The 12,505-nt window shown below is 72.5% G+C and carries 11 protein-coding genes; 8 read left to right on the top strand and 3 right to left on the bottom strand.

Annotation, left to right across the window (positions count from 1 at the left end):
* Positions 1–29: 29 nt before the first annotated feature.
* Positions 30–1,577: an acetyl-CoA acetyltransferase gene (locus tag WG212_RS01175; protein ID WP_337185224.1), complete on the bottom strand. Its 1,548-nt coding sequence runs from the start codon at positions 1,575–1,577 to the stop codon at positions 30–32.
* Complete coding sequence (locus WG212_RS01170; protein ID WP_337185223.1) at positions 1,574–2,134, bottom strand: TetR/AcrR family transcriptional regulator; 561 nt, start codon at positions 2,132–2,134, stop codon at positions 1,574–1,576. The genes WG212_RS01175 and WG212_RS01170 overlap by 4 nt, the downstream gene beginning before the upstream one ends.
* Positions 2,135–2,294: 160 nt before the next feature.
* On the opposite strand from WG212_RS01170, the gene WG212_RS01165 reads away from it, so the two are divergent.
* Genes WG212_RS01165 through WG212_RS01155 form a run of 3 tightly spaced genes read left to right on the top strand, consistent with a single transcriptional unit; the run spans position 2,295 to position 6,295 of the window.
* Positions 2,295–3,389, top strand: a complete 1,095-nt coding sequence (locus WG212_RS01165; RefSeq protein WP_337185222.1) for an acyl-CoA dehydrogenase family protein — start codon at positions 2,295–2,297, stop codon at positions 3,387–3,389.
* A 2-nt stretch (positions 3,390–3,391) separates the two neighbouring features.
* Complete coding sequence (locus WG212_RS01160; protein WP_337185221.1) at positions 3,392–4,615, top strand: acyl-CoA dehydrogenase family protein; 1,224 nt, start codon at positions 3,392–3,394, stop codon at positions 4,613–4,615.
* A 60-nt stretch (positions 4,616–4,675) separates the two neighbouring features.
* On the top strand, positions 4,676–6,295 hold the full coding sequence (locus WG212_RS01155) for an acyl-CoA synthetase (RefSeq protein WP_337185220.1): 1,620 nt from the start codon (positions 4,676–4,678) through the stop codon (positions 6,293–6,295).
* Here the strand turns inward: WG212_RS01155 and WG212_RS01150 are convergent.
* Positions 6,292–7,020: a PEPxxWA-CTERM sorting domain-containing protein gene (locus WG212_RS01150; RefSeq protein WP_337185219.1), complete on the bottom strand. Its 729-nt coding sequence runs from the start codon at positions 7,018–7,020 to the stop codon at positions 6,292–6,294. The two genes, WG212_RS01155 and WG212_RS01150, sit on opposite strands and share 4 nt — an antisense overlap.
* Before the next feature lie 139 nt (positions 7,021–7,159).
* On the opposite strand from WG212_RS01150, the gene rsmI reads away from it, so the two are divergent.
* The 5 genes from rsmI (at position 7,160) to WG212_RS01125 (ending at position 12,430) form a co-directional block, all read left to right on the top strand.
* A complete protein-coding gene (gene rsmI / locus WG212_RS01145) occupies positions 7,160–8,056 on the top strand; it encodes a 16S rRNA (cytidine(1402)-2'-O)-methyltransferase (RefSeq protein WP_337185218.1) in 897 nt (298 codons plus the stop codon).
* Positions 8,053–8,424 (top strand): YraN family protein, encoded by a 372-nt coding sequence (locus tag WG212_RS01140; RefSeq protein ID WP_337185217.1) that lies wholly within the window; start codon positions 8,053–8,055, stop codon positions 8,422–8,424. The genes rsmI and WG212_RS01140 overlap by 4 nt, the downstream gene beginning before the upstream one ends.
* Positions 8,425–8,443: 19 nt before the next feature.
* Positions 8,444–9,259: a transglutaminase family protein gene (locus tag WG212_RS01135; protein ID WP_337185216.1), complete on the top strand. Its 816-nt coding sequence runs from the start codon at positions 8,444–8,446 to the stop codon at positions 9,257–9,259.
* An 88-nt stretch (positions 9,260–9,347) separates the two neighbouring features.
* Positions 9,348–10,787, top strand: a complete 1,440-nt coding sequence (locus WG212_RS01130; RefSeq protein WP_337185215.1) for an MBOAT family O-acyltransferase — start codon at positions 9,348–9,350, stop codon at positions 10,785–10,787.
* On the top strand, positions 10,787–12,430 hold the full coding sequence (locus tag WG212_RS01125) for a hypothetical protein (RefSeq protein WP_337185214.1): 1,644 nt from the start codon (positions 10,787–10,789) through the stop codon (positions 12,428–12,430). The genes WG212_RS01130 and WG212_RS01125 overlap by 1 nt, the downstream gene beginning before the upstream one ends.
* Positions 12,431–12,505 lie beyond the last annotated feature (75 nt).

Genomic DNA, 12,505 nt, shown 5'->3' with positions numbered 1-12,505 from the left:
GCCGGATATCCGTCAGACCGGCGGTCCCGTCATGAGAAGCCCGTCACGAGAATCTTGCCTTCGCCAGCCGGCTTCAGCACGGCGCGGCGACCCAGAGGGTCGATGGCGATCATCGTCTCCACCACCTGCGGGTCCTCCGGCGGGGTCATGGCGATGACCCGGGCGCCGGCGGGCGAGCGGGCCAGGACCACGCCGCGCGGCGCCGGGCCGGAATAGTCGATGGTGTAGGTCTCCACGGCCGCCTCGCCCGCGAAGCCCGGATCCAGCTCGGGCGCCGCCCAGCCGTCCACCTCGGCCTGGAGCGGCCGGGAGTCGAAGGGCGCGAAAGGCCTCGCCCGGGTGGAATAGACGCCGACGGAGTACTTCGAGAGGAACCCGCCGTTGGCCCCGACCAGCCCCACCGCGCCCGGCCTGGCGCGAAGCCGTCGGACCATCTCGGCGATGGCGTGCATGGAATAGTTGTTCCCGGCCCCGCCGAAGAACGGCAGGCCGCCCGTCACGGTCAGCCCGCGCGGGTCGTCGGGGGCCAGGCCCAGGCCGTCGCAGATGTTGAACACCGCGATCGGGAAGCAGGAATACAGGTCGAACACGTCGATGTCGGCCACGGTGACGCCGGCGACGTCCAGGGCCCGCTTCGCCGCGGCCACCGAGGCCGGGCTGCGCGACAGGTCCTGTCTCTCCACCGGCGTCCGCTCCTTCACGTCCGCGCCGCCCCAGAGATAGACCCAGCGATCCTCCGGCACGCCCAGCTCGCGGGCGCGGCCCACCGAGGTCATCAGGACGGCGGCGCCCTGGTTGGCCTGGTCGCGGGCCACCATGCGGCGGGGGAAGGGATCGCTGGTCAGGCGGTTGGGGCCGGTGACGGTCGCCAGCTCCTCGGCGGTGAACACCTGCTGGCTCATGGCGTGGGGGTTGCCGGCGGCCACCTCGGTGAAGGGCGCGAAGAGGCGGCCCATGTCCAGGGCGTAGGCGGCGCGGTCCCTGCCCTCGCGGGCGCGGCGGGCGTTCTCGAACAGGGCGTAGACCTGGATCGGCGTGCGGGCGCCGTGGCCGGCGAGGTCACGCGTCAACAGGCCGTCCATGCCGTAGCCGCGATCCTCGAGCTGTCCCCCGACCGTCTCCTTCCAGTCGCGGGTCTCGCCCTTGCCCGCCAGGTGGCGGACGGTCGAGATGGCTTCCGAGCCGACCATCAGCGCCATCTCCATCTCTCCGGCGGCGATGGCGTGGGCGAACTCGTTGACCAGGTGCTGCGGGCCCTGCCCGCCCACCACTTCCCAGATCGCGCGGCGGGGCTCGGCGCCGACGCGCCGCGCCACCGAGCGGGGGAAGTTGTCGGACGCGCCGAAAGGCGCCTGGGCGTTCGGCCCCGAGACCTCGAACTGGCGAATGGCCGCGATCACGTCGATCCGTGCGGCCAGGGCGGGCGCGCCCGCATCCGCCCTCGCGTCCATCAGGGCGGCTTCGGCCGCCTTCGCCGCCAGGGCAACGGGCGAGAGCGCCTGGTAGTCCGGCGCGTCGATGCGCTCGGAGGCCTCGCCGACCCCGATGATCACGGGCGTGTTGTCGCTGACGGTCATGTTTCCTCGCTGGATTTTGCGCCGACGCCCTTGAGGACGGCGTCCACGAGGTCGGCGGTGAAGGCGTCCATCTTCCCCATCATGGCGGCGCGCAGCCGCCGGGGCGTGGTGGCGATATGGTTCGAGACCGCGCCCACCAGCATGTCCATCAGGAGGCCGGGGTTGACGGTGGGGGCGATCTCGCCGCGGACGATGGCGCGCCGGACGATGGCGCGGCCCTGGCGGATGGTCGCCTCGGCATAGGGCGCGGTGGCGGCGCGGACCTCGGGGTTGAGCTCGCCGTCGATGGCCATCCACAGATGCGCGCCGCCATAGGCGCTGGTGCGGACGGCGAAGATCTGGCGGGCCAGGGCCACGAGGTCGCCGCGCAGGGCGCCCGTGTCGATGCGGGCGGGCGCCAGCCAGCGCGCCTCCAGCGTCTGGCGCAGAAGGTCCTGACGGCTGTCCCAGCGGCGGTAGAGCCCGGCCTTGCCCACGCCCGAGCGCCGGGCCAGGGCCTCGAACGAGAAGCCCGCCCAGCCCGTCTCGGCGTAGAGGGCGATGGCGGCGTCGAACACGCGGTCCTCCAGCCCCGGATCGCGGGGCCGTCCCCTGGGCGCGGAGACGGAAGCGGCGGGTGCGGCTTCAGCCACGGCGGCGGCCCGTGCTTGCCATCGGAAGGACCATGTGGCTATTTTTAGACGGACACCGTCCGATAATCAACAAGGAGGCGGCGGCTTGCCCAGCCTGACCCCGGAGGAACGAACCGCCCTGCAGGACGCCGTGACGCGGCTTCTGGCCGACCATAGCGCCGAGGCCGACGTGCGGCGGGCGATGGAGACCGAGAGCGGGTACGACCCAGCGCTCTGGGGCCAGCTCGCCGAGATGGGCGTCACCGGGCTGATCGTCGACGAGGCCTACGGCGGCGCGGGCGCCGGCCCGCTGGAGCTCGAGGCCGTGATGGAGGCGGCGGGCGCCGCGCTGCTGTGCGGCCCGCTGCTCGGGTCGGGGGTGCTCGCGGCCGAGTTTCTCCAGCGTCTGGACGACGCCGACGCCAAGACGCGTCTGCTGCCGGGGATCGCGGACGGAACCACCATCGCCGCCGCAGCCCTGACCGGGGACGCCGGGACGTGGACGCCCGAGGGTGTGGCCGTCACCGCCGCCGGCGACGCCCTCAGCGGGACGGCCAGCTATGTGATCCACGGCCAGGCCGCCGGCGTGCTGCTGGTGCTGGCCCGCGCCCCGGACGGGCTGGCGGCCTTCGAGGTCGATCCCAGGGCGGCGGGCGTGACCATCCAGGCGCTGCCGACCTTCGACCATACCCTGCGCTTGGCGCGGATCGCCTTCGACGCCGCGCCGGCCCGTCGGTTGGGCGGTGACGCCGGCGCGGCGGCCGAGGCGGCGCTCCGTCTCGCCCTGGTCGGCCTGGCCGGCGAGCAGGCCGGCGGCGCGCGCCGCTGCCTGGAGTTCACGGTCGACTACGCCAAGACCCGCTATCAGTTCGGACGGGCGATCGGTTCGTTCCAGGCGGTGAAGCACATGGCCGCCGACCTGCTGCTGGAGACCGAAAGCGCGATCTCGGCCGCGCGCAACGCCGCGGTGAAGCTGGCCGACGCCGCCCCCGACGCCCCGGCCGCGGTCAGCCTGGCGGCGTTCGCCTGCGCCGACGCCTTCGTGAAGACCACCGCCGACGCGATCCAGATGCACGGCGGCATCGCCTTCACCTGGGCTCATCCCGCCCACCTCTACCTGCGCCGCGCGCGCGCCGACGCCCAGCTCTTCGGCGCCTCGGCTGCGCACCGCGAACGCTTCCTGACCGCGCTGGGAGCCTGATCATGGCCGACGCAAACACCGCGAACGACGCCCTGCGCGACGAGGTCCGCGCCTGGCTCGCCGACAACTGGAAGGGCCTGCCCAAGCCGAAGCCGGGCCCCGGGGGCGCGGGCTGGACCGTCTCGGACGAGCACAAGGCCTGGCTGGCCAAGGTGGTGGCCGCACGCTGGGCCGCGCCGCGCTGGCCGGTGGAATGGCACGGCCGCGCCCTGCCCGACGCCCAGGCCCGGATCATCGAGCGCGAGTTCGCCGCCGTCGGCGCGCCGGGTACGGGGCAGGACCGCACCAACCTCTGGGCCAACACCCTGCTCGCGTGCGGGACCGAGGCGCTGAAGGCGAAGCTGATCGCGCCCCTGCTGCGGCAGGAGGTGGGCATGTGCCTGCTCTATTCCGAACCCGGCGCGGGGTCGGACCTGGCGGGCATCCGGACGCGCGCCGAGAGGGTCGACGACCACTTCGTCGTGACGGGCCAAAAAGTGTGGACGTCGGGGGCCGCGACGGCGGACTACGGCATGCTGATCGCGCGGACGGACTGGGACGTCCCCAAGCACGCCGGGATCAGTTTCTTCTTCCTGCCGATGAAGCAGGCGGGAGTCGAGGTGCGGCCGCTCAGGCAGATCACCGACGAGAGCCATTTCAACGAGGTGTTCATCACGGACGCCGTCGTGCCGGCCGAGAACCTGCTGAAGAACCTGGGCGAGGGCTGGGGCGTGCTCCAGACGGCCCTGGCCTACGAGCGTTCGGTGATGGGCGAGGGCGCGCGGGGAGCCCGGAGCGGCGCGCCGGAATCGAAGACCGAGGAGCCGCTGATCGCCCTGGCCCGCGAGGCGGGGCGGCTGGGCGATCCGCTGTTGCGGCAGGATCTCGCGCAGGTGATCGCCTACAAGCGGCTGAACGCGCTCAACACCGCCCGCGCCAAGGCCGACCTGGCGCAGGGCAGCTCGTCGCCGGTGATGAGCCTGGGCAAGCTGGCCATGAGCCGCATCCTGCACGAGGAGGCGCGCGTGCGCACCGCCATCCTGGGCGCCGGCAGCCTGCTGGAGGGGCCGGAGCATCCCCGCGCGGAGGACGCCAACTTCCTGACGCTCAACGCCTACTTCACGTCGATCGGGGGCGGCACCGACCAGATCCAGCGCAACATCATCGGCGAGCGGGTCCTGGGCCTCCCGAAGGAGCCGGAAGTCGATCGGGATATTCCCTTCCGTCAGGTCAAGAGCGGTCGATAGGCGTTCGAACCAGATTGAGGCCCGAACCGGCGAAGACCGGGGGCCCTGAGGGAGGAACGCATGGACTGGAATTTCGGAGATATCCTCGACGCCGTGGAGCCGGTCCTGCCGGCCGACAGCCCGGCCTTCATCCACGGCGAGCGGGTGGTCACCCTGGGCGAGGCGCGGCAGGCGACCAACAACCTGGCCCGAGCCCTGATCGCCCGCGGCGCGGCGCCGGGCGACAAGATCGCCATCTACATGCGCAACCGGCCCGAGTACCTGATGGCGGTGGCGGCCGGATGGAAGGCGCGGCAGACGCACGTCAACGTCAACTACCGCTACACGCCCGAAGAGGTCTGGTACATCTTCGACAACTCCGACGCCCGCACGGTGGTCTACGCCTCGGAGTTCCGGGACGCCGTCGAGCAGATCCGGCCCCGTCTTCCGGGCGTCAGGACGTGGGTCGAGGTCAGCCCCGACGGCGCCGTCGCCGATTTCGCCGAGCGGTTCGAGGACCTGGCGGCGGAAGGGAACGGCGGGCCGCTGGACATCGCGCGCTCGGGCGACGACCAGTTCTTCATCTACACCGGCGGCACGACGGGCATGCCCAAGGGCGTGATGTGGGCCCACAAGGACCTGCGCGAGATCACCCTCCAGGCGGCGCGCAAGATGGGGCCGGTCCCCGAGACCCTGGAGGCCCTGGCCGAACACGCCCGCACCGTCGGGCCGATGGGCCGCATCCTGCCCGCGCCGCCCCTGATGCACGGCACGGGCCTGCTCACCGGCATGGGCGTGATGATGGCGGGCGGGACGGTCATCACCCTCGAGGGTGCGGCCTTCGACGCGGTCGAGATGCTGGACGCCGTGGACCGCCACAAGCCGCAGACGCTGGTGATCGTGGGCGACTCGTTCGCCAAGCCGATCCTGAACGCGCTGAACGCCAATCCGGGCCGCTGGGACGTCTCGTCGGTGGCGATGATCGTGTCTTCGGGCGTCATGTGGTCGTACGAGGTCAAGCAGGGGCTGCTCGAGCACATGCCGGGCGCGGTGCTCTCGGACGGCTTCTCCTCGTCCGAGGCGCTGGGCATGGGCCAGTCGATGATGGCCAAGGGCCTGGAGGTCCAGACGGCCAGGTTCGTGCTGGGCGAGCGCTGCAAGGTGTTCGACGAGAACGACAATCCCGTCGAGCCGGGCTCGGGCGTTCAGGGCCTCGTGGCCATCGGGCCGCCCAATCCCGTCGGCTACTACAAGGATGATGAGAAGACCGCGCGCACCTTCCGCACCATCGGCGGCGTCCGCTACTCGATCCCCGGGGACTGGTGCCTGGTCGAGGCGGACGGCTCCCTGACCCTGCTGGGCCGCGGCAGCGCCTGCATCAACACCGCCGGCGAGAAGGTCTTCCCGGAAGAGGTGGAGGAGGCGCTCAAGACCCACCCCGCGGTCGAGGACGCCCTGGTGATCGGCCTGCCCGACGAGAAATGGGGCCAGGCGGTGACGGGCGTCGTGCGCCTGGCCGAGGGCGCGGCCCTGGACGAGGACGCCCTGCGCGCCCACGTCCGCCGGGCGCTCGCGGGATACAAGACGCCCAAGCGGATCGTGGTGGCCGACCGCGACATCCGGGCCGCCAACGGCAAGGCCGACTATCCGTCGGCCCGCGCGAGCGCCGAGGCGCAGCTGGCGGCGGGCGCGGGCGCCTAGGCGGCGAAGGCCCCGATCCGCGGGCGACGCCGGCGGAGCAGGGCCCCCACGGCGCCGAAGCCCAGGATCATCATCGCCCAGGCCCCGGGCTCGGGAATGGCGCCGACGCCGCCCGGGGCGCCCTGCGGCACGACGGACAGGCCGCGCGAAACGCCGTCGACGATGTGGCGGTAGGCGCCTTCGCGCCCGAAGGTCTCGAAGGAGGCGACGATGAAGTCCAGGCTCGTCGGATCGAGGCTTTCGGGAAGCAGGTTCAGCGTCACGTCGCCGCCGCGGTCGCCCACGGAGAACGCGGCGTAGGTCCGATAGGTGTTGGGCCCGATGGTGTCGAGCTTCTCCAGGATCAGGTTCATGTAGGCGTACTCGCCCACCTGCCGGAACTGGATGTAGGGGGTGAAGCCGCTGAAGTCGGTGTTCGAGCCCACGAAGCCCGAGACGAAGGTCAGCGGATACCGGCTGGCGCCGGTGATGGCCGCCTCGGTGTCGTACTCGAAGACGAACTCATAGGCGCTGCCCGGCGTGGCGCCCCGGCCCAGCTGGATGCCCTCGATGTATGAGATCTGTCCGGGCGCCATCCGGTTCTCGAGGCCGCTGCCGAAGAAGGCGTTGGTCGAGGGGATGTTCCCCTCGAACTTGAGGGTGACGACGGCGGCTCCGGCCGGGACCGCCAGGGTCGACGCCGCGAGGGCCAGGGCCGCCGCGGCGGCCAGAGGGAAACGCTTCACGCATACGCTCCTGAGATGCGCGCCCGTACAGCGGCGCTCGTTCTCCATGCGGCGCCGGCCGCCGGATGCGCCTCCCCCGATAAGGGGTCCGGACGCCGGAGCGCTTGCCTTGGCGGCCCGGAGCGGCGAAGCCTCGCGCATGGCCCGCGCCCTTCCACCGCCCACGCTCGACGACGCGCCCCTGGCGCCGGGCCTCTATGTCGTGGCGACGCCGATCGGGAACCTGCGGGACATCACGCTCCGGGCGCTCGATGTGCTGGCCCAGGCCGACGTGGTCCTTGCCGAGGACACCCGCGTCACCGCCAAGCTGCTGGCCGCCTTCGGCCTCTCCGCGAAGCTGGAACGCCACGACGAGCACGCCGCCGAGCGGTCGCGCCCCAAGGCCCTGGCCCTCCTGGCCGAGGGCGGGCGCGTGGCCCTGGTGTCGGATGCGGGCACGCCGCTCATCTCCGACCCCGGCTTCCGCCTGGTGCGCGACGCCGCGGCGGCCGGGCATACGGTGGTCCCCGTGCCCGGCGCCTCGGCCCTGGTGGCGGGCCTGTCGGCGGCGGGCCTGCCCACCGATCGGTTCCTGTTCCTGGGCTTTGCGCCGCCGAAGTCCGCTGCGAGACGGACGTTCCTGGCCGAGGTGGCGGGCGTACGCGCCACCCTGGCGTTCTTCGAGGGCGGTTCGCGCCTGAAGGACAGCCTGTCCGACATGGCGGCGGTGCTGGGCGCGGACCGGGAGGCGGTCGTCTGCCGCGAGATCACCAAGCTCTACGAGACCTTCTACCGCGGGACGCTGGCGGAGCTGGCCGCCGATCCCGCGCTGGACGCGCCCCGGGGCGAGATCGTGGTGCTGGTGGCGCCGGGCCGGGAAGCCGAGGCCACCGCCGCCGACGTGGACACGGCGCTGGCCGACGCCCTTTCCCGCCTCAAGCCCTCGGATGCGGCCGCCGAGGTAGCCAGGGCCCTGGGCCTGCCGAAGCGGGATCTCTATCGCCGGGCGATGGCGCTGAAGGCGGCGGCGCCCGGACCGGAGGACGCGGGACGGTGAACCCCCGTGCGCGCCGCGGGGCCCGGGCCCGGCTTTCGGGCCGCCGGGGCGAGGTGCTGGCGGCGATCTGGCTGATGGCCAGGGGCTATCGCATACTGGGCTTCCGCCTGAAGACCCGGCAGGCCGAGGTCGACCTCCTGGCCCTGCGCGGCCGGGTGCTGGCGGTGGTGGAGGTCAAGCGACGGATGAGCCTGGATGTGGCGCTGGAGACCGTGACGCCCGATCAGCGCAGCCGCCTGCGGCGCGCCGGCCTCGCCCTGGCGTCCGGCCGGCCGGCGCTTCGCGACTGTTCGGTCCGACTTGATCTGGTGGCGCTCGCGCCCGGCCGCCTTCCTATGCATATTCCCGACGCCTGGAAGGGCGCCTGACGGACAAGCACGGACCCTGATGGACCGCGACGAGGCCGAGACGATCCTCGCGGAAGCCGGTGGCGCTTCCAACGACGCCTTCCCCCTGATGGAGGCGGCGATCGCCTGCGCCATCCATGAGAACCCGGTCCGCGACGCGGCGCTGGCGCGCGAACTGGCCGCCGCGGGCGTGGAGCGTCTGGCCCAGCGCCTGAAGCGCGAGAGTCCCGAAGAGGCCCTGGCCGAGGCGCTCTCGGGCGACCTCGGCCTTTCGGGCGACCTCTTCACCCTGGACGATCCCGACAACGCCGACGTCCTGGGCGTCGCCGCCCGCAAGCGCGGCCTGGCCGTCACGCTGGGCGTCTACTACCTGCATGCCGCCCGGCGCTGCGGCCTGGTGGTCAGGGGCGTGGACTTCCCGGGCCATTTCCTGCTCCGGATCGAGACCGACGAAGGCCCGTTGGCCCTCGACCCGTTCTCGGAGGGGCGCGTGGTGCTCCCATCGGAGCTGACGCGGCGCGCCCTGCACGCCGGGTTGACGCCGAACGTGGCCGACCGCCTGGACCGCCTCATGGCCCCTGTGGACGACCGCGCCGTGCTCCTGCGGTTGCAGAACATCGTCTATGCCCACGCGACCAACGCCGGCGACTTCCCTCGCGCCGAGCGCGCGGCGCTCCGGCGCGCGTTGCTCGACCCGACCGACCACCGGCCCTGGCTGGACGTGGCGGCCGCGCGCGAGGGCCAGGGGGCCCTGGCCGGCGCCCTCGAGGCCCTCCAGCGCGCCACCACCCTGGACGGCGGCGCCGCCCTCGCGGCCCGCGCCGCGCGTGAGCGCGTACGGCTGCGGCTCAACTGAGTCCATCGACCCGGCTGCGGCGGGCGCCCCTGGTTGCGCCGCGCCGGGGATCGCGGCATGGGTTGGGTTGCGCGGGCGGGGGCTCGGGGTGGTCTTCAGTTCAGTCATCTTCATCTTCTGCTTCCTGCCCGTCTTCCTGCTCGGATACTGGGCCAGCGGCTGGCGGACCGGCGTCCTGCTGGTCGGCAGCGCCGCCTTCTACGTCTGGGGCGAAGGCGCCTACATCTTCCTGCTGGGCGGGCTGATCGTCGCCAACCACCTGGGGGCGCGGTGGCTGGCGACGGCCGAGGCGCCGGCGCGCCGCCGGTCGATCCTCATCGGGCTGGTGATCCTCGATCTGGGCGTGCTGGGCCTGTTCAAGTACGCCGGCTTCGCCACCGACACGCTGGGCCGCCTGCTGCCCGGCCTGGAGATTCCCCGCATCGAGCTGGCCCTCCCGCTCGGAATCTCGTTCTTCACCTTCCAGCTCATCAGCTACATCGCCGACGTCCACCTGCGCCGCGTGCAGGCGGAGCGCGACCTGCATCGGTTCGCCACCTACATCCTGATGTTCCCGCACTTGATCGCGGGGCCGATCGTCCGCTTCGCCCACATCCGCGACGAGCTGCACGCCGACCGTCGCCGCAGCGGCCGGATCGGCCTGGGGATCCAGTATTTCATCGTCGGGCTGTCGCAGAAGGTGCTGCTGGCCAATACCGTCGCCCCGCTGGCCGACCGCGCCTTCGGCCTGGAGGCGGCGGCCCTGGACCCGGCGACCGCCTGGCTGGGCGCCCTGGCCTACATGCTGCAGATCTACTTCGACTTCTGCGGCTATTCGAACATGGCCATCGGCCTGGCCTTCATGCTGGGCTTCACCTTCCCGAAGAACTTCGACTACCCCTACGCCGCCCGATCGGTGACCGAGTTCTGGCGGCGCTGGCACATCTCGCTCTCGTCGTGGTTCCGCGACTACGTCTACATTCCCCTGGGCGGCAATCGCGGCGGGCGCTTCCGCACCCTGCGCAACCTGCTGATCGTCTTCTTCCTCACCGGGCTCTGGCACGGGGCGGCCTGGACCTTCGTGGTCTGGGGCCTCTACCACGGCGCCTTCCTGCTTCTGGAGCGGATGGGCCTCGGTCGCGCGCTCGACGCCGCGCCCCCGGCCCTGGCGCGGGCCTACACGCTGCTGGCTGTCCTCGTGGGCTGGGTGGTCTTCCGGGCCGACACCCTGCCCGGCGCCGTCGCCTACCTGGGCCGCATGGTCGACCTCGGCGGCTGGGCCATGCCGCCGGTCGACACCCTGGCGCTGCTGGACGCCGAGCGCGCAGCCGCCTTGCTCCTGGGCGCGGCGTTCGCCTTCCCCATCCTGCCGTGGGCCCTGGACCGCCTGCGGGCGCCGCGCCTGCCGGCCTCGCCCGGGATCGAACCCCGCCTCGACACCCAGGGCGTCCACGTCCTGGCCACGCCGGTGCTGATGCTGGCGCTCCTGGCGTCGGTCGCCCTGCTCGCCGGATCCAGCCTCAACCCCTTCCTCTACTTCAGGTTCTGATGGACATCGGCCACCCCGCGCACTGGAGACGCCTCGCCACCGCGACCGCGCTGGCGCTGGCGGGCGTCGTCGCCCTGCCGTGGGTCCTGCCGGAACCCGTTCTCCAGGAAAACCGCCATCTGGCCCCTGCCCCGCCCCTGCCGCGGAGCCTCGGAGGCCTCGAAGCCTACCGCAAGGCCGCCGACGCCTATGTGGCCGACAATTTCCCCGGCCGAGCGCACCTCATCGCGGGCCTGAATCGGCTGCGGCTGTTCGCCGGCGTCAGCGGGACGCCGCGGGTCGTCGTGGGCCGCGAGGGGTGGCTCTTCAGCGACAACGAGACCCGCCTGAGCGCCGCGCGGGGCCAGCCGCCCATGTCGCCCGACGAGACCGCCGCATGGCTGGAGGGCCTGGCGGGCCGCACGGAGACCCTGGCCGGGGGCGGCGCGGCCTATGTGGTCCTGGTCGCGCCGGTGAAGGAGGCCGTCCACGACGACCGTGCGCCGTGGTGGTTCCGGCTGGAACCCCGGCGGGCGGCCGTGATCCTGCCCGCCCTGGCCGCAGAGTCCGAGGCGGGCCAGGTCGTCTATCCGGCGTCCGACCTGGCGCGCCATGCCCGATGGGGCCTCAAGACCTACAGCGCTCACGACTCTCACTGGACGGGCCTGGGCGCCTACCTGGGCTACGCCGCCCTCATGGACGCCCTGCACGCCCGCGGCCTAGCCGACGCCCCCCGGCCGCTGGAATCGTTCCGGGACGCGGCCCGACAGCCGCGGAACACGCCCCGCGACCTGGCGATGATGCTGGGCGTGGCGGGAATGGTTCGGGCGGACTACCCCGAATTCGACGATCCCGCCGCGCCGCCGGTCGAGACGGTGTACCTTACAGATGTCCGGGACTGGACCGGCCCGCACGTCATCGAGACCGGCCAGGCCGGCAAGCCGGTCCTGTTGATGACCGTGGACTCGTTCTCCAACGCCCTGATGCCGTTCCTGTACGGCCACTTCAGCCGGATCGTGGTGTCGCATGCCCAGGACGGCGCCTGGCGCCCGGACCTCGTCGCGCGGTTCAAGCCCGACATCGTCGTGTCCGAGATCATCGAGATGGGTCTGCCCGCCATCATGGCGAGGTCGCCGGTCGCGTCGGCCGGCGCGCGCCGGAGGATCGTGGAGGCCGTGACCGAACACGAGCGCCATATCGCCCTGGCGGCGGCCCGTGCGGTCCGCCCCGCGCCGCCGATGGTGCGACGGGGCGGCGACGGACCCGACCACATTGTCGGCGGGCCGGGCGACGACCACCTCCACGGCGGGCCGGGCGACGATGAGATCACAGGCCTCGGCGGCAACGACGTCCTGGTCGGCGGCCGCGGCCGGGACCGGGTGGACGGCGGGGACGGAGCCGACTTCATCAGCGGCGGCCGCGACGACGACGTGCTGATCGGTGGCCGCGGGGCGGACGTCTTCCACAGCTTCGCCGGCGCGGGGACCGACGAGGTCCTCGACTTCTCCATCGCCGAAGGCGACCGGATCGAACTGGAAGCCGGCACGGCCTATACGGTGCGGCAGGTCGGCGCGGACACGATCGTCGAGATGGACGGCGCCCGGCTCATCCTGCGCAACGTGATCGCCGCCGACCTGCCGCCCGGGCGCATCCGCGTCCGCTGAAGGCGCCACTCCCGATGGCGCGTCTGGCGCAATGTCGCCGGACGGCCTATCTCGAAGCGTCGCTTGCCGAGGAAG

The organism is Phenylobacterium sp., from assembly GCF_037189685.1.
Lineage (GTDB): Bacteria > Pseudomonadota > Alphaproteobacteria > Caulobacterales > Caulobacteraceae > Phenylobacterium.
Note: the sequence above shows the minus strand (reverse complement) of the source record. Positions and strands in the feature narration are given on the sequence as shown.